The 21,177-nt window shown below is 66.7% G+C and carries 16 protein-coding genes and 1 pseudogene; 7 read left to right on the forward strand and 10 right to left on the reverse strand.

What is annotated here, in order from left to right; genetic code table 11:
* Positions 1–10: 10 nt before the first annotated feature.
* Both ACFY3J_RS08075 and hisC read right to left on the reverse strand, forming a co-directional pair.
* Positions 11–1,519 (reverse strand): cytochrome ubiquinol oxidase subunit I, encoded by a 1,509-nt coding sequence (locus tag ACFY3J_RS08075; RefSeq protein ID WP_384174277.1) that lies wholly within the window; start codon positions 1,517–1,519, stop codon positions 11–13.
* Between the two features lie 275 nt (positions 1,520–1,794).
* Entirely contained in the window at positions 1,795–2,874 is a 1,080-nt protein-coding gene (hisC, locus tag ACFY3J_RS08080; RefSeq protein ID WP_384174280.1) for a histidinol-phosphate transaminase, read from the reverse strand.
* A gap of 421 nt (positions 2,875–3,295) precedes the next feature.
* Here hisC and ACFY3J_RS08085 point away from each other — a divergent pair, with 421 nt between their 5' ends.
* From ACFY3J_RS08085 to ACFY3J_RS08095, 3 genes are all read left to right on the forward strand, one after another.
* Positions 3,296–4,408, forward strand: a complete 1,113-nt coding sequence (locus ACFY3J_RS08085; RefSeq protein WP_384174283.1) for a LacI family DNA-binding transcriptional regulator — start codon at positions 3,296–3,298, stop codon at positions 4,406–4,408.
* A 209-nt stretch (positions 4,409–4,617) separates the two neighbouring features.
* Complete coding sequence (locus ACFY3J_RS08090; protein ID WP_390840554.1) at positions 4,618–5,766, forward strand: metallophosphoesterase; 1,149 nt, start codon at positions 4,618–4,620, stop codon at positions 5,764–5,766.
* Between the two features lie 181 nt (positions 5,767–5,947).
* The gene (locus tag ACFY3J_RS08095) at positions 5,948–6,808 is read left to right on the forward strand and encodes a hypothetical protein (RefSeq protein WP_384174289.1); all 861 of its coding nucleotides are present in this window, start codon (positions 5,948–5,950) and stop codon (positions 6,806–6,808) included.
* 409 nt (positions 6,809–7,217) lie between these two features.
* Here the strand turns inward: ACFY3J_RS08095 and ACFY3J_RS08100 are convergent.
* A pseudogene (locus ACFY3J_RS08100) lies at positions 7,218–7,349 on the reverse strand (thiamine biosynthesis protein ThiC); the annotation flags it as partial.
* Positions 7,350–7,424: 75 nt separating this feature from the next.
* On the opposite strand from ACFY3J_RS08100, the gene ACFY3J_RS08105 reads away from it, so the two are divergent.
* Positions 7,425–8,990: a recombinase family protein gene (locus tag ACFY3J_RS08105; RefSeq protein WP_390840555.1), complete on the forward strand. Its 1,566-nt coding sequence runs from the start codon at positions 7,425–7,427 to the stop codon at positions 8,988–8,990.
* A 138-nt stretch (positions 8,991–9,128) separates the two neighbouring features.
* Here ACFY3J_RS08105 and ACFY3J_RS08110 read toward each other — a convergent pair whose 3' ends face one another.
* The 4 genes from ACFY3J_RS08110 to ACFY3J_RS08125 all read right to left on the reverse strand — a co-directional run bounded on the left by ACFY3J_RS08110 (position 9,129) and on the right by ACFY3J_RS08125 (position 12,630).
* Positions 9,129–10,487, reverse strand: a complete 1,359-nt coding sequence (locus ACFY3J_RS08110) for a replication initiator (protein WP_390840627.1) — start codon at positions 10,485–10,487, stop codon at positions 9,129–9,131.
* 300 nt (positions 10,488–10,787) lie between these two features.
* A complete protein-coding gene (locus ACFY3J_RS08115) occupies positions 10,788–10,985 on the reverse strand; it encodes a hypothetical protein (protein ID WP_361411960.1) in 198 nt (65 codons plus the stop codon).
* Positions 10,982–12,283, reverse strand: coding sequence for an FtsK/SpoIIIE domain-containing protein (locus ACFY3J_RS08120; RefSeq protein ID WP_390840556.1), 1,302 nt, complete (start codon positions 12,281–12,283; stop codon positions 10,982–10,984). Before ACFY3J_RS08120 ends, ACFY3J_RS08115 begins: the two co-directional genes overlap by 4 nt.
* On the reverse strand, positions 12,283–12,630 hold the full coding sequence (locus ACFY3J_RS08125; protein ID WP_390840557.1) for a hypothetical protein: 348 nt from the start codon (positions 12,628–12,630) through the stop codon (positions 12,283–12,285). The genes ACFY3J_RS08120 and ACFY3J_RS08125 overlap by 1 nt, the downstream gene beginning before the upstream one ends.
* Before the next feature lie 163 nt (positions 12,631–12,793).
* On the opposite strand from ACFY3J_RS08125, the gene ACFY3J_RS08130 reads away from it, so the two are divergent.
* Positions 12,794–13,573: a GntR family transcriptional regulator gene (locus tag ACFY3J_RS08130; RefSeq protein ID WP_390840558.1), complete on the forward strand. Its 780-nt coding sequence runs from the start codon at positions 12,794–12,796 to the stop codon at positions 13,571–13,573.
* A 410-nt stretch (positions 13,574–13,983) separates the two neighbouring features.
* Here the strand turns inward: ACFY3J_RS08130 and ACFY3J_RS08135 are convergent, their stop codons facing one another.
* Both ACFY3J_RS08135 and ACFY3J_RS08140 read right to left on the reverse strand, forming a co-directional pair.
* Positions 13,984–14,283: a hypothetical protein gene (locus ACFY3J_RS08135; protein ID WP_390840629.1), complete on the reverse strand. Its 300-nt coding sequence runs from the start codon at positions 14,281–14,283 to the stop codon at positions 13,984–13,986.
* A gap of 319 nt (positions 14,284–14,602) precedes the next feature.
* Complete coding sequence (locus ACFY3J_RS08140; RefSeq protein ID WP_390840559.1) at positions 14,603–15,160, reverse strand: ATP-binding protein; 558 nt, start codon at positions 15,158–15,160, stop codon at positions 14,603–14,605.
* A 209-nt stretch (positions 15,161–15,369) separates the two neighbouring features.
* On the opposite strand from ACFY3J_RS08140, the gene ACFY3J_RS08145 reads away from it, so the two are divergent.
* Positions 15,370–16,743 (forward strand): sporulation protein, encoded by a 1,374-nt coding sequence (locus tag ACFY3J_RS08145; RefSeq protein ID WP_390840560.1) that lies wholly within the window; start codon positions 15,370–15,372, stop codon positions 16,741–16,743.
* A gap of 3 nt (positions 16,744–16,746) precedes the next feature.
* Here the strand turns inward: ACFY3J_RS08145 and ACFY3J_RS08150 are convergent, their stop codons facing one another.
* Positions 16,747–17,661: a phosphotransferase enzyme family protein gene (locus ACFY3J_RS08150; RefSeq protein ID WP_390840561.1), complete on the reverse strand. Its 915-nt coding sequence runs from the start codon at positions 17,659–17,661 to the stop codon at positions 16,747–16,749.
* 1,611 nt (positions 17,662–19,272) lie between these two features.
* Here ACFY3J_RS08150 and ACFY3J_RS08155 point away from each other — a divergent pair.
* A complete protein-coding gene (locus tag ACFY3J_RS08155) occupies positions 19,273–21,078 on the forward strand; it encodes a hypothetical protein (protein WP_390840562.1) in 1,806 nt (601 codons plus the stop codon).
* The last annotated feature ends 99 nt before the right edge of the window (positions 21,079–21,177 follow it).

The raw sequence follows: 21,177 nt of genomic DNA on the forward strand, positions 1-21,177 counted from the left end.
CTCCCTCGGCCTAGTACGAGAAGGCCATCGGCTTGTCGGCGTCACGCTCGTCGCCGCCGATCTTCGTGGGCGGGTTGAGGTCGGCTTCCGTGAGCTCGGGCGGGCCGCCCTTCACGTACTTCACCAGCAGCTTGACCTCGATCACGGCGAGGACGGCGTAGAGCAGCGTGAAGACGGTCATCGAGGTGAGGACCTCGCCCTGGGAGACACCGGGGGAGACCGCGTGCCGGGTCTGCAGCACGCCGTAGACGACCCACGGCTGACGGCCCATCTCGGTGAAGATCCAGCCCCAGGAGTTGGCGATCAGTGGGAAGGCCAGCGTCCAGATCGCGATGCGCCAGTACCAGGTGGTCAGCCGCGGGCCGAGCGCCTTGTTCGGCAGCAGCACCAGATGCGGCACCTCGTCGTCGCCGACCCGCAGACGCTGCGGCAGCAGGAACTTCTTGCGGGTCAGCCACAGTCCCGCGAGGCCGATGGCGAAGGACGCCATGCCGAACCCGATCATCCAGCGGAATCCCCAGTAGGCGACGGGGATGTTGGGCCGGTAGTCGCCGGGCCCGAACTTTTCTTGCTCGGCCTTGTTGACGTCGTTGATGCCGGGGACGTAGGAGGTGAAGTCGTCGTTGGCCAGGAAGGACAGCAGACCGGGGACCTCGATGGCCACCGTGTTGTGGCCCTTGTCCACATCGCCGTAGGCGAAGATCGAGAACGGCGCCGGCTCCTGTCCGTCCCACAGCGCCTCGGCCGCGGCCATCTTCATCGGCTGCTGCTTGAACATGACCTTGCCGAGGACGTCACCGCTGACCGCGGTGAGCAGGCCGGCGATGACGACCGTGATCAGGCCGAGCCGCAGCGAGGTCTTCATCTCGCGCACGTGCTTCTTGCGGGCGAGGTGGTAGGCGGCGATGCCGACCATGAAGGCGCCACCGGTCAGGAAGGCGGCGGAGAGCGTGTGGAAGGCCTGGCTGAGCGCCGTGTTCTGGGTCAGCACCGCCCAGAAGTCGGTGAGTTCGGCGCGCCCCTTGGCCTCGTTGATCCGGTAGCCGACGGGGTGCTGCATCCACGAGTTGGCCGCGAGGATGAAGTACGCCGACAGAATCGTGCCGAGCGACACCATCCACATGCAGGCCAGGTGGATCTTCTTGGGCAGCTTGTCCCAGCCGAAGATCCACAGTCCGATGAACGTGGACTCGAAGAAGAACGCGATCAGTGCCTCGAAGGCGAGCGGGGCACCGAAGATGTCACCGACGAAGCGCGAGTAGTCCGACCAGTTCATGCCGAACTGGAATTCCTGCACGATGCCGGTGACCACGCCCATGGCGATGTTGATCAGGAAGAGCTTGCCCCAGAACTTGGTGGCCCTGAGGTACTTCTCCTTCTCCGTGCGCACCCAGGCGGTCTGCAGTCCGGCCGTCAGGGCGGCCAGCGAGATCGTCAGGGGAACGAACAGGAAGTGGTAGACGGTCGTGATGCCGAACTGCCAGCGCGCCAGTGTCTCCGGCGCCAAAGCCAGGTTCACGTCGTCACTCTCCTTACGTCACCGCGATCACGGCTGCGGTTCATCCCGATGTGCCCTGCACAACAGGCAACAATCGGACTCGCTTGTGAACGCGTTCACATTCACAAGCAATTATGGCGCACCTGCTTTCGAACAGCGAAGGGGGGTCCCCCCAAGCTCTGGGGGGACCCCCTCCTCATGAGATGCCGCGGCACCCTCGGCCGACCGAGGGCCGGCTCGGACCCGACCGGATCAGGCCTGCCGGACCAGGCCTGGCCGGCTCGGACCCGACCGGATCAGGCCTCCTTGCGGAACGCCTCCGCCGTCTTCAGGAAGATGTCGTTCGCCTCGGTCTCCCCGACGGTGACCCGCACGCCCTCGCCCGGGAACGGCCGGACCACCACGCCGGCCCGCTCGCAGGCCTCGGCGAAGGAGACCGTCCGCTCCCCCAGCCGCAGCCACACGAAGTTGGCGTGCGTCTCGGGCACCGTCCAGCCCTGGGAGCGCAGCGTGTCGACCACACGGGTGCGCTCGCACACCAGCGAGCCGACCCTGCCCAGCAGCTCGTCCTCGGCGCGCAGCGAGGCGATCGCCGCCTCCTGCGCCAGCTGGCTCACCCCGAAGGGCACGGCCGTCTTGCGCAGCGCCGCCGCCACCGGCTCGTGGGCGATGGCGAAGCCGACGCGCAGCCCGGCGAGGCCGTACGCCTTCGAGAACGTGCGCAGCACGCAGACGTTCGGCCGGTCGCGGTAGAGCGTCACCCCGTCCGGCACCTCGGCATCGCGGATGAACTCGCGGTAGGCCTCGTCCAGGACCACCAGCACATCGGAGGGCACGCGGTCGAGGAACCGTTCCAGCTCGGCCCGCCGCACCACCGTGCCGGTCGGGTTGTTCGGGTTGCAGACGAAGATCAGACGCGTGCGTTCGGTGATCGCGTCCGCCATCGCGTCCAGGTCGTGCACATCGCCCGGCGTCAGCGGGACCCGCACGGAGGCCGCCCCGCTGATCTGCGTGATGATCGGGTACGCCTCGAAGGACCGCCAGGCGTACATGACCTCGTCGCCGGGGCCGCTGGTGGCCTGGATCAGCTGCTGGGCGACACCGACGGAACCGGTGCCCGTGGCCACGTGCGAGGCCGGCACGGCGAACCGCTCGGCCAGCTCGTTGGTCAGGCCCGTGCACGCCATGTCCGGGTAGCGGTTGAAGGAGGAGGCGGCCGCAGTCACCGTCTCCATGACCCCCGGCAGCGGCGGGTAGGGGTTCTCGTTCGAGGACAGCTTGTACGCCACCGGACCGCCGGCCGCGGCGGGCTTCCCCGGCTTGTAGGTGGGGATACCCTCCAGCTCGGCACGCAGCTTCGGGCTTGTCTCGCTCACCGCAGTCCTCCTCGTGACCACCACCGGCATCCAATACTGCACACCTTATGAGGATTGGGCGCCGCTGCGTATGGGTCGGAAGCCATCACTCGTACGCGAGGCCCGACCTCGTCCGTCACACCGACATCCAGGGCGTCTTCATATGAATATGGATGAAATGGGGGGCGCGTCCACATATATCTATGCGCCGGTGGCTTGCGCCGTGGCGCGCATCCCTCGTGAAGGTGAGTTGAGACCTCTTCGAGACATCGAGGGGTCGGCAGGCCCATACGTGCCACCACGTCACGTCCTAACATGGCACCGGGTAACTGCCATGGTTTCAAAGGCACTTGGGCCACAACGACCATGCAGAAACGTGCCTGTCAACGCGTGCATATGCGTCCGCACTACCCCACCGCAAGAGCCCTACTATCGGCTCGCCATGACAGCAGCAGGGAAGCACCAGGTGAGCCGCGCGGAAACCTCACGCCGAGGGAGCCGGCCGGGCCGGGCGGGCATCAGAGACGTGGCCGCCGCCGCCGGAGTGTCCATCACGACCGTCTCCGACGCCCTCAACGGCAAGGGGCGCCTCCCCGACGCCACCCGGCGCCATGTCCGCGAGGTCGCCGACCGGCTGGGGTACCGCCCCTCGGCCGCGGCCCGCACTCTCCGTACCGGCAAGTCGGGCCTCATCGGCCTGACCGTGACGACGTACGGGGATGAACCTTTCACCTTCACCGAGTTCGCGTACTTCGCCGAGATGGCCCGCGCCGCCACCTCGGCCGCGCTCGCCCGCGGCTACGCCCTGGTCATCCTGCCCGCGACCTCGCGCCACGACGTGTGGTCGAACGTCGCCCTGGACGGCACGGTCGTCATCGACCCCTCCGACCAGGACCCGGTCGTCAGCGAGCTGGTGCGGCAGGGCTTACCGGTGGTCAGCGACGGCCGCCCGGCCGGCGCGCTCCCGGTCACCGCCTGGGTCGACAACGACCACGAAGCCGCCGTCCTCGGCATCCTCGACCACCTCGCCGAGGCCGGCGCCCGCCGTATCGGCCTGCTCACCGGCACCACGACGGACACCTACACCCACCTGTCGACGACCGCCTACCTCCAGTGGTGCAAGCGCGTCGGCCAGGACCCGGTGTACGAGGCCTACCCCGCCCACGACCCGTGCGCGGGCGCCGTCGCCGCCGACCGGCTGCTGGCCCGCCCCGACCGGCCCGACGCCGTCTACGGACTCTTCGACCCCAACGGCACCGATCTGCTCGCCGCCGCCCGCCGCTACGGCCTGCGCGTCCCCGACGACCTGCTGCTGGTGTGCTGCAGTGAGTCCACGGTGTACGCGAACACCGAGCCGCCCATCACCACGCTCTCCCTGAAGCCGCGCCGGATCGGCACGGCGGTCGTCCAGCTCCTCATCGACGCCATCGAAGGGGTCGAGTCGGACCAACCGGTCGAGCAGGTCATACCGACCGAGCTGATCGTGCGGACCTCGTCCCAGCGGCGCACCCAGCGCAGGACGATCAGCCCGCCCCGCGCATCGGAGGGCCGTTAGGACAGGTGGCCGCGGGATTACCCGGGACACGGGTGACCGCGGGATTGCCGAAGACTGCCCAATCGGGGCGAAAGCCACGGTGAACCGGAGTCCAGTCCCGATTCACCACCCCTGGGTCATCACATGGCGCGATCCGCGTTCCTATGATGGGCCCACGACACCGCGGGCCGCTGCGACCAGGCAGTCCGAAGCGGTGCACAGGCAGCGCGATGGTGGAGGGGTCGATGACTCAGGGGGCCGGTCAGGGACCCGAGGTGGAGCGGACGGCTACGCTGCGCGACTTCCGGGTTCCCGCGTACGTGAACGAGACCGGTCCGTACGCCCACGGCACGCAGCCCGCCGAAACGGTCCGGCCGCCCGAGGAGGCCCCCGCGGCTCCCGCGGCTCCCGCGGCTCCCGCGGCTCCCGCGGCTCCCAAGGAGGGCTACCCGGCCGCGTACACGCCCACCGAGCGCGACCTGCCGGTCATCAAGCGCGGTGACACGCTTCAGGTGGCGGTCGACCCGGTCTCCGCGCCGACCCGGCAGTCCGTCACCGCCCCGGGTCCCCTCTACGTCGTCGGTGACGTGCACGGCTACCTGGATCAGCTGGTCGCCGCGCTTCAGGAGAAGGGGCTCGTCGACTCCGCCGGCCAGTGGTGCGCGGGCACCGCGCGGCTGTGGTTCCTCGGCGACTTCACCGACCGCGGCCCGGACGGCATCGGCGTCATCGACCTCGTGATGCGGCTGTCCGCGGAGGCGGCCGCGGCCGGCGGCTACTGCAAGGCCCTCATGGGCAACCACGAGCTGCTGCTGCTCGGCGCCAAGCGGTTCGGCGACACCCCCGTCAACTCCGGCGCGGGCACCGCGACCTTCCAGGCGGCCTGGCTGCTCAACGGCGGGCAGAAGTCCGACATGGACCGCCTCCAGGACCACCACCTGCAGTGGATGGCCCGGCTCGACGCCGTCGAGGCGGTCGACGGCTACCTGCTCGTGCACTCCGACACCACCTCCTACCTCGACTACGGTGCCTCGATCGAAGAGGTCAACGACACCGTCCGCGAGACGCTCACCCGCAACGACGCGAACGAAGTCTGGGATCTGTTCCGCAAGTTCACCAAGCGCTTCTCCTTCCGCGACGAGGGCGGCGCCGACGCCGTACGCTCCCTGCTCGATACGTACGGCGGCACCCGCATCGTTCACGGCCACAGCCCCATTCCCTATCTGCTGGGCGAAGTCGGCTCCGAGGACGGCGAGGAGTCCGCGGGTCCGGTCGTGGAGGGGCCGCACGTCTACGCCGACGGACTCGCCATCGCGATGGACGGCGGCGTGACCATGGCTGGAAAGCTGCTGGTCCAGCAACTTCCCCTCAACATCTGACCGTTCACCGGGCAGCCCGCCCGTGGAGACGACCGCGCAGGTCGGCATCCAATTTGTGGAAACCCCCTGTCACCGCGCGCCGTCACGGCTCTACCATCGGCTTATCCGTAGCAGGCTCCCCTCCGTTTCTGCCCGACGGCTCGCCGCCATGCGAGCCCCAAGCCCTACGGAGCATCGGGGGATGCACATGAACAGCGTTCCGCAGCACCTGTTGAGCGAGGACCGCCAGGAATACGAGCGGATCCTCGATGAGGCGCTGCGCTCCGCCCCACACCACCCGGAACTGGCCGCTGCCGGACAGCGGCTCAACTCGGAACAACTGCGCACCATGGCGCTGAGCGCCACCGCTGTCATAACGGCGGCCGCGGCGACCGAGTACCACCACTACGTCAAGGTCCGCGAGGAACTGCGCCGGCCGGCGCCGGCCGTCCCGTCCTCCCTCATCGAAGCCGACTCGGCCGAGCCGGGCGGGCCCCTCCGACCAGCCGCCACCATGGGCGATGTCGCCGAGACTCACGGCGCGGGCGCGGGCGCCGTGGTCGCGGTGCTCGCCCCCGTCCTCGCCGGGACCGCGGCGGCCCTCTTCCTGCTCGTCGGCTACATCCTGAGGATGCTGGACCCGACCCAGGCGTTCGCCCAGTCCATGATCACCACGGGCTGGGTGTTCGGCGCCCTGACTGCGGCCGCGATCCTCGCCGCCGCCGCCGGACTGCTGCTCACCGCGCTGCGCAACCGCCCCTCGCTCGACAGCGGCGCCTACGCCGAACTGGGCGAGGAGGTCGCCCAGGCCAGGGAAGCCTGGCAGGAGGCCCTGCTCGAACGGGGCATCCTGCCGTTCCTGCGCGACGCGCTCGCCGACCCCCGCTCCCCCACACCGGGGCATACGGGCCCGGCGGCACCGACCGGCCGCATGCCACAACTCGGCTATGGCCGACCAGGTTTCAGCAGCCCGGACGACGGAGCTCCGAGCCGCCGCCCGCGCTTCTCCAGTCCCGACTTCAGCAGCCCGGACTTCGGAGGCCCGGAACACCAACCGGAGTAACCAGCGCCCCGCGCCCTCACCCCGACCAGGACCGCACCCTCGCCCCCAGGGCCCGGCGCGCACCTGCCGGGCCGGGGCGCCGGGGATGCCCGCACACGGTGAGCGTCCGAGTGATCACCGGGTCCGGCCAAGCTCTCGCCCAGGGCCAGGAGCGACAGAAGCTGCACGGGACGTCCCGCCGATGCTGCCGCCTCCAGCTTGTGGTGGCCGTCGAGCAGGAAATGCGTCAGTCCCCAAGGGCGCGCAAGAGTCGGTCGAATGGATATCCGCCGCGGGCTGACAAAGATCCAGAGTCGAAACCGCCGGTTTTTCGGGACGAGTCGACCCGCCCTCCTTCGCAGAAGCAGCATGGGTCCATGCGGCCGGCGGCTGGGCAGCCCTTTGGCAGAAGAGCTACCCGGCCACTCCATCAGTCCGCGATGGGCAGGTACACCCGGTTCCCCGCCTGCGCGAACTCCTTCGACTTCTGCGCCATCCCCTCGGCGATCTCGGCCCGGCTGGCACCGTGTTCACGGCGGATGTCCTGCGAGATCTTCATCGAGTAGAGCATTACTGGAACTCCCATATGCGCTACGGTCGTTCCAGCAGCCCAGTCATGGACCGAGGGGGGAACACCGTGGGCAAGCGCGACGAGGTGATCAGCAAGCTGCGAGGCGTGCCGGAAGGACTGCCGTCCGTCGAGGAAGTACGCGCCATGCTGGCCGCCGATCCCAACCTGAAGTGCGTTGTCTGCTATGCACGGATCTCGTTCGACGGCCGGGTGAAGGACGCCCACGGCATCGAGGACCAGCACCGGGACATGACGGAGGCCGCCGGCAGATTCGGATGGCTGGTCGTCTACCGCTACACGGACAACGACAAGAGCGCCAGCAAGGAGAGCGTCGTTCGCGACGACTTCGAGCAGTTGCTCGCCGACCTTGCGGCAGGGGCGACGCCGGAGGGGTACCCGGTCCACGGCGTCATGGCCGTGAACGACGACCGTCTGTACCGGCGCCCGAGCGATTGGGAGCGGTACCTGAAGGCGTTCACCTCACAGGAGGGACGCGTCTACCACGACTCGAACGGCATCCAGGACCTGTACGCCGAGGGGTTCGAGATCAAGGGACTTGTGGGAGTCGCCATGTCCCTCAGCGAGACCAGGAAGAAGCAGCGGAGGAGCCGGAACAGCCACCGCAGCCGAGCGATCCGTGGACAGTCCGTTTCAGCGTGGCGCCCTTTCGGGTGGGAGAACGACAAGATCACGCTGCGCCAGAAGGAGGCCGAAGCGGTCCGGAAGGCCGTGCACGACGTGATCGCCGGGGCGTCGATCTCCGAGATCACCCGTCAGTGGAAGGAGGCCGGATTCATCACGAGCCGGGGAAATCCCTTCCAGTACCAGACCGTCAAGCAGGTCCTGATGAACGCGCGGCTCTGCGGTTACCGCGAGATCAAGGGTGAGCTTGTCCGGGATGGCGACGACCAACCGATCACCGGTGAGTGGGAAACGATCATCACCCCAAAGCAGTGGTTCGCTGTCACGGCCAAGATCAGGGAGCGGGGCGGTGGGACGGGAATGCCGCGCGGTGGCTTGGTTCACAAGTACCTACTGACCGGCATCCTGCGCTGCGGCAACGTACTGGAGGACGGCACGGTCTGCAACAACAAGATGATCGGGATCAAGGCGAACGACTGGCTCAAGTACGAGCACGCCTACATGTGCAAGAAGACCGTGGACGGTGGCTGCAACAAGACCTACAAGCGCGGCGACAAGACAGACGACGCCATCGAGAAACTGGTGATCGCCAAGCTGGAACAGGACGCGGCGACCAAGGCCCAGGACGTACCGGACTGGGACAAGGCCGATGCGCTCGAACGCGCCCTGAAGAGCCGCCGGGAGCTTGAACGCCGCTGGCACGACGACGAAGACACGGACATCGACGACGAGACGTTCTTCCGTAACCTCCCAGTCCTCGAACGTCGTATCAAGGAGTTGCGCGCCGACCAGAAGGCGCACGAGGCTTTGAAGGCGGAGGCCGAAGAGGCTACGGAGGACATCAGGAAGTCTTGGAAGCCGAAGACGCTCACGCAGAAGCGCGAGGCGATCAAGAAGGTCTTGGGTGCGGTGATCGCCGTGCCTGGCGGAAAGGGCAACAAGACCTTCGATCCGAATCTTCTCAAGCCTGTGTGGCGGACCGCCGAGTGAGCTGAAGTCCGAGGATCTCCCCCACGCTCCGAAGTTGATCGTCGGAGAGTGGGGGAGACTCGCGTAGCTGTCTGTCGATCCACGATCGCACTGCCGCCTGCTCGCCGTCCGTGTTGCTCGGTTCCTTCCGTGTCGCGCTCAGGCGCCATCACCGCCAGCCCTGAGAGATTCGGAAGCGGCAGCGCGGTTCTGCGCGATGTCCTCGGCGATTCCGGCGGCGATGAGCGCGGCGCCGGGGGTGTGGCCGGAGCCCACATAACGCCAGTCCCGTTCGGTGACCGCGCCTGAGATGTCGGCATGGCCCAGGTGGTGGGCGCGTTGGGCGCGCAACGCCGCGTAGGTGGTGGAGTAGGCGCGGGATTTGGTGAGGATGTGGCCCCGGTAGCCGAGCGTATGAGTCCAGGCACGCAGGCGGAGGGGGGCGTATTCGGGTAGGCCGCCGAGGCGCCAGCAGGTCCGCATGAGGGTTCGGGTGTGTTCGCTCACGGGTGCCGACTTGATGTCGTCCCAGGTCGAGAGCGGGTGGTCAGTGCCGGCGCCTGTGTCGCTCGCGCCTTTGGTGACGTACTTGGCGACGTACGCGGCAACCGCGTCATCGTCGGGTCCGTCACCGTCGGCGCGCAGGGGCCGGGCGTCGACCTGGGCGCCCCAGCGCAAGGCCAGCTCGCCCACAGCCGGGCTGTAGGAGGTGTGGACCAGGACCCGCCGGGCGGAGGCGCGTACGGCGTCGATGAGGAGTTCGGCCGTGCCCCAGGTCGGGGGTTCGTCTCCGGGGCCGGTCGGGCCGTCGAGGCGGACGACGGCATGGACGTGGACGGCCGCCCGCTTCTGGTACTCGGCGACGCGGGCGAAGGACAGCCGGGCGTGCGCTGCGAATCGGGACTGTACGAGGCCGACGGCGGAGGCGAGGCGCCGCCGGACGTCGATGACGAAGCGGTCCCACAGCTTGGAGGCGTGTGCGTGCCACAGCACGTGGGCGGTGTAGTCGTAGCAGTCCGGGCAGAGAGGTTGGCCGACGGCAGCAGCGTCCGGGGCGTGGACGGTGCCGCAGCCGAGGGACCGTCCGTGTTCGCAGGTGCCTCCGTCGCGGCGAGGGCGGCAGTTTTCCACAGCCCTGTTGACAGGGCCGAAGGACGGGGCGGTCAGGGTGACGAAGAGCCGGGGGCGGTGGCGGACGGTGGCGGGGACGTTCTTGCCGCCGAGGAGGCCTGCGCGGACGAGGTGGTAGGTGTCTCCGGCGTGGAGGTGGGAGCAGGCCGGGCAGATGGTTGCGCGTCGGTTGCGGCAGCGGACGAGGAGGCGTTCGCCGGGTTCGCTGCGGGTGTCGTAGTGGTGGAGGATCTCGCCGGTCGCACCGTCGAGGGTGGTGGTGGAGCCGGAGAGGTGGACGGGGTGGGAGCAGCCGCCGGTTGCGGTGATCTGCTCCAGCAGGCGGGGGAACTTCGGGTCTTGTGCGAGGCGGATGGCGTCGCGGTCTGCTTCGGGGAGCTGACGCAGGCGCGCCGCGCGGTCGAGGGCGGCGCGCCGGTCAGCCGGGGTGTAGTCCGGGGTGATGGTGGTGACCTTCCGGGATGGGCCGCCGTAGCGGCCGGGTGGGTGGTGGGTGGTGCGCTGTGGTTCATGGGGATCGCCTCCGTTGCGTGGTCGGGTCGGATGGGGTGGGGTTAGCGGATGGTTCCGGTGCCCCGGCAGACGCGGCAGCGCCGCTGTCGTCCGGTCCAGGTCTTGCGGGCTCCGTCGCCCTTGCACTGGGGGCACCTCACGCGGGGCATGGGCATGCGGTTGTGTCCTTTCTGCTCAGGGGTGGGAGAAGCCGTTGATCAGCCAGGTGACGAGGCCGTGGATGGTGAAGACCACGGGGGTCTGGCCGAGGTAGAGGCCGAAGAGGCCGACGCAGACCGCTTCCCAGGCGCGGACGTCGCGGGAGCGGACGAGTAGGACGGTGATGATCCCGAAGATCACCGCGAACGTGAACGCCGTACCTTCACCGATCACCTGTCGTCTCCATCCAGTGCCTCAAGGGCGCGTGTCAGGCCGGGCAAATCAGGGGTGAGGGCTGCGTACTTCCGGGCCGCCGCTACGGCTTCTTGCGTGGGGGTGAGGTGGGAGCGGGCGCGGCTCCAGCCGCCGTTCGGGCCGGTGCACACGGCCACGCCGCGTTCCTCCGCTGTGATCGACTGGGCGACGGTCACGGCGTCCTTGTTCAGGTCGCCGAGGGTCATCTCGGCGGTGCCGGGGTCGTTGACGCGGTGGCAGATGCGGCCGCCGAGCTGGGCCCGCAGGGCGGTGACGCCGGGGCCGAGGTCGGAGCCGACGCGTTGGCCGGCGACGACCAGGTGCATCCCCAGCGCGGCCCCGAGCTGGGCCAGCCGGAGCAGGAGCGTGGAGCACTGCTCGGCCTCCGCCTTGCTCTCGCGGGTGCCGTCGGACAGGTACAGCTCTGCGATCTCGTCGACCAGGACCACGACCGGAACGGGGCGGAGCTTGTCCGAGAGCTCCCAGATCGAGCGGACCCCGGCCGACCGGCACGCGCTCATCCGCTCCTGCATGTCGACGACGAGCGCGGAGAGCACGGCGACCGCTTCCCTGCGGCAGGTCGCCAGCCCGCTCAGCCGTGCGGTGAACAGGCCGAGTTCCATGCCGCCCTTGCAGTCGATGCCGACCAGTGCCACCGGTTGTTGGGCGAGCTGGGTGATCAGTCGTGCCAGCAGGGTGGACTTGCCCGAGCGGGTGGCCCCGGCGATGAGCCAGTGCGGGACGAGCCGCAGGTTCATCACCCACGCCCCGCCGGACTCCAGCACGCCTATCAGCGCGGAGAGGAGTTCGGCCGGTGCCGTGGCTAAGCCGGGCCGCTGCAGTGGATCCGTGGCCGTCGCGGTCAGCAGGACGAGCCCGCGTTCCGGCGAGGTGACCCGCACGGCGTGCACCTTCCACGCGTGCACGAACGCGTCCGCCGCCTTCAGGTACGTCGCCGGGGTCTGGCCCGCGTGCAAGCGCACGATCACGGTCAGGCCCATGCGGGTGGCGCGCGGGAAGGAGACCCGCGGAGCCACCGGCCGCAGCGGATCACCCTTCACCACCAGGTCCCCGAGCAGCCCGCGCGGCGGGCGGCGGGACACGGCGAGGTCGTTGAGCATGGCGACCTTGCGCCAGGTGAACACCACCCGGCACGCGGCGGCCGGGTAGCCCACGAGGTACCAGTGCCAGGCCGGACGGTGCTGGCGCACCAGGTCACCGACCACCAGCGCCCAGGCCAGCACGGCCAGGGCGAAGGCGAGGAGGATCGGCCCCATCAGGCGCCACCGCCCTTGGCGTGCGCCGCTGCGCCGGGCACGGGCGTGATGGCGTCGGCGCGGAAGCTGACGCCGTGCCGCTCGCCCATCGACCAGACGAAGGCCGTCAGCCCGGTGACCTTGACGATCTGCCCTTCCTCGATGCCCTTGGGTTCACCGGTCACGGCGATCTCGATGACGGAGATCCGCCGCCGGTCCTGCCGCACGGTGACGGCCACGGTGTAGACCGGGTTGCCGTCCCGGTCCTTCTTCACCTCCTGTGTCTCGGGGTTGCTGATCTTCGCTTCGGGTGCGATGGCGCATCGCAGTACGCCGAGGCGCGTCGTGTCCACGGGAATGGACTGCATTTCTTTGGCCTCCTTGGCCAGTCAAGACGCCAGCGATGTACTGACGTCACTTGTCCTTACGAGTTACGACTATGGAGTCCTGTACGGCGGGGGTGCAACTACTTATGCTGACGAGTGATGTCGCGCGTGCGACGTGCCTACGACCTCACCCGGAGAAGCCGAGATGACCGAGATCCAGCGCCCCGGAGCCCTCTACCAGCAGGTGGCCGCAGCGATCAGGGAAGCGATCCTCACCGGCGAGTTCGCCCCCGACTCCCTGCTTCCGTCCGAGGCCCAGCTCATGGCCCGCTACGGCGTCTCCCGCCCCACGGTCCGCAACGCGATCGCCGCACTGCGCGCTGAAGGGCTGATCGATGTCCGGCACGGCAAGGGCAGCTTCGTACGCTCCGACGGACAGCCGGCCCTCACTCTCGAACGGCGCATCAGCCACACCGCCGAAGGCAAGTTCGTCATGCCCAACGGCGACGCATGGCAAGAGGCCGAGGAGCCGAACACCTACCGCACCCACACGACCAAGGACATCGGCCGACTGCTTCAACTCGACGAGGAAGAAGCGCTGTTCGGCTGCGACCGGCTGCTCACCGACCCCGGCACCGGGACGCGCGCCATGCACCGCACACTGATCCCCTTCGAGATCGCCGAGGCTGTCCCGCTGCTCGGCAAGGAGCCGTGCAAGCCTCCGGCAGCGATCTACTGGGTACTCACCCAGGCCGGACACAAGCTGTCGTGGACCGAGACGGTACGCGCCCGCATGCCGCTGCCCGACGAACGCGCCACGCTCCAGCTCCCCGACGCGACCCCGATCCTGCACATGGCCCGCGTCACGCACGACACCGACGACCGCCCCCTGATCCTCGAAGAGCTGCGCATCGGCGCGGACCGCGCCGAACTCGCCTACCGGATCACCACCGACAAACAGCCCGCCCGACGCGCCCGCGCCTGACCGGCAACCGGCATCGGTCGAAACAGCCTTCACTTCCTCAAGGGCGCGCCTACGGCGCGCCGGGCCGCCCGGCCGCCCCGGCCGGGCGTGCGGCGTGGCCGCCGGTCCCGTCCGGTCGCCGGACGCCCCACGCCGCAGCCAGCCGGAGAAGCCGCAGCGTCGACCGGCCGTCGCAGGTTGGGGTGTGGGTGGCTGGGGATCGCCGGCCTCCGAGACTTTACGCAGCTCCCATGGGGCGAGCCTCGAAGAACAGGGGGCCCATCGGGCACAACCGCGGGCAGGTCCACTACCTGCCCGATTCGCCGGGCCAGCGTAAGGCCCCCTGTTCACTCGCCCCATGGCAGCTACTGCCCAAAGTCTCTCCGGCCGGCGACGTGCCCACGCGCACCGCTCACCAGCGGAAACACCCCTCACCGCGCACCACCGTCGCCATTGGCAAGCGCCTCCAGGAGCCCGGCAAGCCGGTCCACCGCGTTCGGCCAACCCGCCAGCCGCACGACCCCGCGCCCGCCCTCACCCGTCGAGGCGACCGCCCGCACGGCGGACAACTCAAAGCCTGCACCGAGCAGCGCCCGGTTCAACCGGTCGGCAACCTCCCGAGCCTCCCGCCAGCCCGCCACGTAGTCGACCCCCGGCACCCACAAGCCGTGGTCGACACCCATCACGTCATCGAGGCCATCGCTCAGCCAGCTCTCACCCGAGCCAGTCACCTTGCCCACCTCTGCCCTGATCTAGGTAACGGATCATCAACTCTGTTTGGTCCAGGGCGGACGAGCAGCACGACGGCCCCGGTACCATCAGGCACCGGGAACCGCCGTGTTCCCAGCCGGGCCACCCTTCGCTTTCCAGGGCTGATGGGGTGGCCCGGTCTCGGTATGTGGTTGTGAGGCGCGGCCCCCAGCCGAGAGGGGAGCTCCCGCGACCCGAGGGGCCGCGCCCGTGACCGGAGTAGGTCAAGCTCCGATCGGTGTCCGGTCCGCCGCCTGCTCCCGACCACGAAGAGAACCGCAGGCGGCGGATCGGAGATCATCAGCGCGGTCTGTGCTCAGCCCCGCCGTCCAGATCGAAGCGGCACCAGACCGTCTTGCCGCCCCCGTCTCCCGGCGTCCACCACACGGCCGTGGCCAGTCGCTGGGCGATGAGCAGCCCACGCCCGCTGTCCGGCAACACCGCCTCGGACAGTTCCGCCGCCAGGCCCGGTGAGAAGGTCTCGCCCACCGGGAGCAGGGGAGGCGTCGAGTCCTCATCGGCAATGCCGATGAACAGCCACTTCGGCCACACCTTGACAATCACGTCGATGCGCCGACAGCCACCCGGCCGAGCCAGATCCCGATCCGGCACCGCGTGGTTCACCACGTTTCCAACCAGCTCCGAGACGACCAGCCGGGCATCGTCCACCACGTCAGAGGCGCCCGCGCCCCGAAGGAACTCGGCCGTCTGATCCCGCGCGACACGTGCCGTGTTGCCGCACTCGGCGAAGAGCGTCAGCGTCAGGAAGTGTCCAGCGGAGGACGCGTTCGGCGCCACGAACCAGTGGGCGTACGCGTCCAACTCGCTCGCCAGGCGCTTGGCTTTCCCCGCATCCATCACGTCCCCTTCCGACCCTGAGGCGGTCCTCACGACACCGCTTGCTGCACGCAAGCCAGTACACGGCGGAACGTCTCTGACCGGGAGCGTTCACCAAGGGGTTCACGTGAACACCGGCAAACGCAAGGGGGTTCACCAATGAACCCCCCAACAAGAGACTGCTGTGAAACGATGAACACTCGCCGTCATTCTCGGGTTGGCAGGGGAGCATGAGCCGAGAGCCGAACGCGCAGTTGATCGCCGTCATGGACGAGGCCAAGGTCTCGAACAAGGGTCTGGCGAAGCGGATGCAGGACGCCGCCGCACAGCGCGGCGTGAGCCTCGGAACGACACACGTTTCCGTGAAGCGATGGCGCGAGGGTTCAGGCATCCAGCCGCAGGCAGCAGCGATCATGGCTGAGGTCCTGAGCGCCAAACTGGGCCGTCGCATCACGCCGGGCGATCTCGGCTTCTTCGATCTCGCGCGACCGGCCGCCCCTGAGCCAGTCGGCTACCCCAGCACGGTGCCGGAGGCGCTGTCCCTGTTGGGGAGCCTTGCCGACGAGCGCGCCGAAGCCCCGGCCGTCGATCAGCTGACCATCGCGGACGGAGATCTCAGCTCAGCGGTCCTGTCATGGATGATCGCGCGCCCCGACGGCATCCAGGCCGACCGTCCCACACACCAACGAGTCGGCATGCGCGACGTCCGCGCCATCAGAGACGCCGCCAGCATGTTCATGCAACTCGACTTCAAGTACGGCGGAGGCCACGGCCACAAAGCACTACGCCACTACTTCCGCCACGAGGTCCTGCCCCTGCTGAACACCAGCTACAGCGAGAAGGTAGGCACCGCGTTATTCGGGGCCGCCGCGGAGGTCTCGCAGTTGCTCGCATGGACCGCGTATGACACCGGAAATCACCGGCTCGCCCATCGCTACCTGACCTCCACTCTGCGCCTGGCCCAGGTCATCGACGACCGCATGTTCGGCGCCCGCATCCTCGGCAACCTCAGCCACCAAGCCAACTACCTCGGTCGCCACACCCAAGCGATCCAACTGGCCCGCGCCGCAGTGGAGGGCGCCAAGGGGCGGGCCACCCCACGCGCCATGGCGAACTACTCGGCGATGGAGGCCCGTGCCCTGTCCAACGCAGGCGACCGCATCGCGGCAGGCCGCGCGATGAACGAGGCAGAACGCCACTTCGATCACGCCGACACAGCCGAAGACCCCGCATGGCTCGCCTACTTCGACTCCGCGGAACTCATGGGCGAACTCTGCCACTGCTTCCGCGACCTCAAGATGCGCCGCGAAGCAGTCGAGCAAGCGCAGCGCGCCGTGGACAGCACCGATCCGAAGTACGCCCGCACCCTCGGGTTCTGCCGCATGGTGCTTGCGCAGAGCCAGCTACTGAATGGCGAGTTGGAGGCCGCCGTCACCACCGCGAGCCTCGCAGTCGACGGCGGCGACTCCCTCCAGTCCACCCGCTTCCAGCGCTACGTCACCGACTTCCAGGCCGAGGTGAGCGCCCACACGGCGAACCCGATCGTGGCCGCCTTCAACGACCAGGTGCGGGACGCACTTGCCCGCCTGGACGACGACGAGTAGCAGCTACCAGGGCCGCCAGTCCCGAGGCGCATCGTCGTTGCGCAGGCCAGCGATGCGCCGGCGGTACTCAGCCGCCGTCCGCTCATCCTCCTGCACGTTCTGCATGAGCCACGTCGTCATGCCGAACTCTTGCAGCCCCCGCAGCGTCTCGTACCCGGGCCAGTCACACAGGTCACGCCCGTACGCGGTCACGAAGTCGGCGTACTGCTCATCGGTCTGCCACCCAAGGCTGTGATGTTCAACGGCCGTGACCATGAGATCCCACTCGGGGTGATCGAAGCAGAAGGCTTCGAAGTCGATCAGGATGACCTGCCCCTGATCGTCCACCATGAGGTTCTGCACGTGCGCGTCACCGTGCACCGGACCCTTGGGCGTCTCGAAGCGCAGTTCGGCGTACTTGTCCTGGAGTTCGCGCCAACGCTTCCGAAGGAACACCTTGTCGTCTTCCGGGATCACGGCCCGGTCGAGCCGGCGCTGTTGTTTGTCGAAGGGATCGAACGAGGGAAGTTCAAGCCCGTCCGGCACCTTCAACGCGTGGAGATCCCGGAGGGTGGCCCCCAACTCCCCATACGCCGCCTTTCGGTCCCCCTCAGCGATCAGATGCCAGAAGGTCACGGGGTGACCGTCGGCTACGAACGGCTGCTCAAGATCCTCGACGATCCGAGCGGCCGGGAACCCCTCGTCTGCCAACCACCGGGAGACAGCGACCTCTTTGCGAGCTGTGGTGAGCCACTCCCGCCCACGAGCCACGCGCACGATCACCGGCACCGAAGCCAACCGGAACAACGCGTTTTCCCCGAGCCGGATCAGCTCCGCGCCCCTGTCATCGAGCCCCGCAGCCCGGCACGCGGCACTCATCACCCGCGCAGCCCCCGCCGACGTGAACCCCTCTTCCGATCGAGCAGCGTCAACCGCCATGCCCGTACCAGCTCCCCTAGTCGCGCGCGATCAACCGGCGCACGCCTATGGGTGACCAACCCGACGTGCACTGGACACACGACCACGACGGTACCCAGGAGAAGGCCGTCTCAGCGAGAGTAGGAGCCCTCAGCTTGGGAAGCTTAGGGCATCTAGATGAGCGGTTACTTGGCTGACCTGCGCGGAAATAGCGAGGGCGTCTGATCGTCCGCCGAGTTGGTACCCGGTGCTCCCCGCGGTTCCTCGCACATTCCGGCACGCGTCTGTCACGGATCGCTGTGCCCCAAACTCTCGACTGCGCAGTCACTGACGCTTGTTGCGCTGATCGGCCAGCCTATAGATCATCGGTAGGCCGCGACAGCAGCGATGGCTAGGGCTAGACAAGTCCCCGCAGCCCCACCGCCCACGAGGACGGCCTGCGCCAAGCCATTACCAGTTCGGCTCGATACGTACCCAGCAACGAACCCCACGTTCAGGGCGATCGAAAGAGAGAGCAGAGCACTGAGGACCAATGCGACGGACACCATCACTCCTGTAGGCCGACGTCGAGGTGAGACGACAGCGACCCTGGCTGTCCAGTGGCATGCTGCGCACCCGTTCACTCGAAACTGGACATCGTCGAGGCTCTGATCAGTGTTCACAGCATCACCGCTCGTCGTACGCTCAAGGTGTCCAGACAGGTAACTGGACAGCTGGACACGAGTGGTGGGGTGGCACATGGCCTCTGAGGACGGGACGCGCACTGCCGAGACCGACTTTGTCGAAAACCTTCGGTCGCTGGGAGCCCTGTACAGAGACTTGCTGAACCGTCAGCCTTCAACTCGTGTCCTCGCGCGAGCAGCCGGAGTTTCGCCAACGACTATCGGCAAGTGGCTTGAAGGTGCACAGGTCCCCCAAAAGCCGGACTGCCTCATGGTCGCCGTCAACGTTTTGCGCACTGAGGCTGAACGCCGAGGACTTTTGAACGCTGAGTCGATTCGGCTACTCGACAGCGCTGTCTGGGCTGAAGGCCACAAAGCCGTATTACTCGAAAGAGCCGCATTCACGGGTAGGCATATAGAGCGCACTCACGCGACATCCGAGCTTGCTCGGCAAGCCCGTCAAGACCGTATGGCCAGCTTGGTCGACCTACCGCGGCCGGTAACAGATTGGACTCCAGGGCAGCTCGGGGTTCATCCAGCCATCGCTGGTTTGCGTGCCCCCATTTCAGGCTTTGTGCTCCCCAAGTACATCATGAGAAGCCATGATGAGCACCTCCGGGCACAACTGCAATCAGCCAAGAATAGCGGCAGCGTTGAGTTGATAATCCTTCGCGGAGAGTCCTGCACGGGAAAAACGCGCAGCGCATATGAAGCTGTAAACGCTTGTCTTCCCGACTGGCAGCTATTGTTCCCTAAGGACACAGAAAGCCTCATCTCGGCGCTTTCCGCTGGCGCTGTTGAGCCGAATACAGTGCTATGGCTGAACGAAGCGCAAAACTTCCTACATGGAGACAAACGAGAGTCATGTGCCAGAGCCCTTCGCCGACGGCTAGAGGGGGTTGGTCCAGTAGTCGTCATCCTCACCTTGTGGCCCGAATATCACCGCTTGCTACTCTCGGGAAGCCACTCCTTGCCTGAAGGAAGTGCTCAGGTTAAGGCTCTCCTTGCTCAAGGATCCCTCCATGTCGTGCCGAACCGGTTGAATAGTGATGAAATTCAAATTCTGGAGCGTGACGCCAAAAGAGAGCCATCGCTGATTGCCGCTCGCCAAGCTGTCGGTGAAACCGGACGAATAACTCAGATGCTGGCAGCCGGCCCTGATCTCGTCGACCACTATCAGCATCCTTCTGGCACTTACGGCTGTTATGGGCAGGCCTTGATCTCGGCAGCAATAGACGCGCGACGACTTGGACTGCGAGAACCGCTACCCCTGAACTTCCTACTTGCAGCTGTACCGGGCTATTTGACTGATTCCCAGCGTGCAGAAGCCCCTGGCGATTGGGAAGAAAAAGCTGTTGCGTACGCGCATCTTCGAGTAAAGAACGTCACTTCAGCATTTTCCCTGACCCCAAAGAGTAAGGGAATTGGTCACATCCCCGGAGTAGTCGACATCGCAGACTATCTTCATTACTACGGGCGCAGAACCCGAGCACTCCTATGCCCTCCAGAATCTTTCTGGGAAGCCGCAACCTCTCAGATCCCTGATGCCCAAGAGGTCAAGCATCTAGTAGCGGCGGCTACGAGCCGTCTACGGATTGACCATGGGGCCGCTCTGGCTGATAGGGCTGCCGCTTTGGGGGACATGGGAGGTTTGTGGGATTTGGCTTTCCATAATTCAGAGGTCGGGAATTATCAAGAAGCTGAAAGGATCTTTCGTCAACTAGGTACGTCTGGAGATCCCGAGGCATGGCTCTCCCTGGCCTCTATGAAGGAGGATATCGGTCAGGTTGAATCTTCCCGGGAGATTTATGCCAAGGCGGCGGATATGGGTCACGTCGATGGACTGCGACAGTGGGCCGACAATGAATCGATCAATGATAGGGAGGAGACAGCAATATGGATCTACCGTCTCCTAATTTCTAAAGGTGACACTGAGTCCTTCTTCGGCTTGGCCTCCCTCCTCGCACAACGAGGACAGCTTGATGACGCGGAGGAACTTTATAGGGAGGCCGCGGGGAAAGGAGACGTTAGATCCGCTTACGCCCTAGTGCAGTTGCTTGAGGAGAGTGGGCGAAAGAATGAGGTTCAGGATGTGACCCTACCTAGCTCCACGCCAGAAGACCCTTCCGTCCTTTTGGATTTGATGCTGGCGCACGAGTGGAACGGCAAGATGAAAGAAGCGGAAGAGATTTTCTGGAAGCTCATCGAACTAGGGGAGGAGAAGTCGGCGGTATTTCTTCCATGGAGTCGAGCCTCAGGTAACGTTCCCGAAGCAAAGAGGCTTGCAATCGAGGCCGCCAGTCAAGGATTTTTGAAGAGTCTTGAGCATGTCACCGTTGAGTGCATGCGGCATCATAGAGATACAGAGGCTGAATGGCTGATCAATCGGTTGACCGAATTTGGCGGTTCACCAACCTCGCTGTCGGTTGATTACGCTCTCTATCTGGAGCGTAACGGGAAAAGCGAACAAGCTGAGCGCGTTGCAGAGGACGATGAGAGGCTCGGTACCTATACATTGTTGCAGCTTGCCAAACATCGAGCGGAGCGCGGACATGTTGCATCTGCTCGAAAGCTGGCGCTGGGGCTCCTTCAAGAGGGTGAGCAGCTAGCGCTCACATTTCTTGTTGAGCTTGAAGAAATGCAAGGCAATCTTGCAGAAGCTGAGCGGCTGGCTCGTATAGCGGTCGACGCAGGCGAATTCCGTACCCTTAAGAGTTTGGCTGAGAAATATCCACGCAACGAATCGCTCCAATCCCTACTCCGGTGCGGTATATAACCAGTGATAGAGGTCCCTAGCCCAAGATCTAGGGAAGCGTGCATGGAGGCGGCGGAAGCGGCGGGAGCGTACTCACACCCAGCCTCGTAGGCTGAGCGC

It is taken from the genome of Streptomyces sp. NPDC001231, assembly GCF_042896885.1.
GTDB lineage: Bacteria > Actinomycetota > Actinomycetes > Streptomycetales > Streptomycetaceae > Streptomyces.

Excerpts from the sequence above, each read along its gene's own strand:
- ACFY3J_RS08085 (WP_384174283.1), top strand. The coding sequence starts at position 3,296 with ATGACAGCAGCAGGGAAGCACCAGGTGAGCCGCGCGGAAACCTCACGC.
- ACFY3J_RS08090 (WP_390840554.1), top strand. The coding sequence starts at position 4,618 with ATGGTGGAGGGGTCGATGACTCAGGGGGCCGGTCAGGGACCCGAGGTG.
- ACFY3J_RS08095 (WP_384174289.1), top strand. The coding sequence starts at position 5,948 with ATGCACATGAACAGCGTTCCGCAGCACCTGTTGAGCGAGGACCGCCAG.
- ACFY3J_RS08120 (WP_390840556.1), bottom strand. The coding sequence starts at position 12,283 with ATGGGGCCGATCCTCCTCGCCTTCGCCCTGGCCGTGCTGGCCTGGGCG.
- ACFY3J_RS08125 (WP_390840557.1), bottom strand. The coding sequence starts at position 12,630 with ATGCAGTCCATTCCCGTGGACACGACGCGCCTCGGCGTACTGCGATGC.
- ACFY3J_RS08130 (WP_390840558.1), top strand. The coding sequence starts at position 12,794 with ATGACCGAGATCCAGCGCCCCGGAGCCCTCTACCAGCAGGTGGCCGCA.
- ACFY3J_RS08140 (WP_390840559.1), bottom strand. The coding sequence starts at position 15,160 with ATGGATGCGGGGAAAGCCAAGCGCCTGGCGAGCGAGTTGGACGCGTAC.
- ACFY3J_RS08145 (WP_390840560.1), top strand. The coding sequence starts at position 15,370 with ATGAGCCGAGAGCCGAACGCGCAGTTGATCGCCGTCATGGACGAGGCC.
- ACFY3J_RS08150 (WP_390840561.1), bottom strand. The coding sequence starts at position 17,661 with ATGGCGGTTGACGCTGCTCGATCGGAAGAGGGGTTCACGTCGGCGGGG.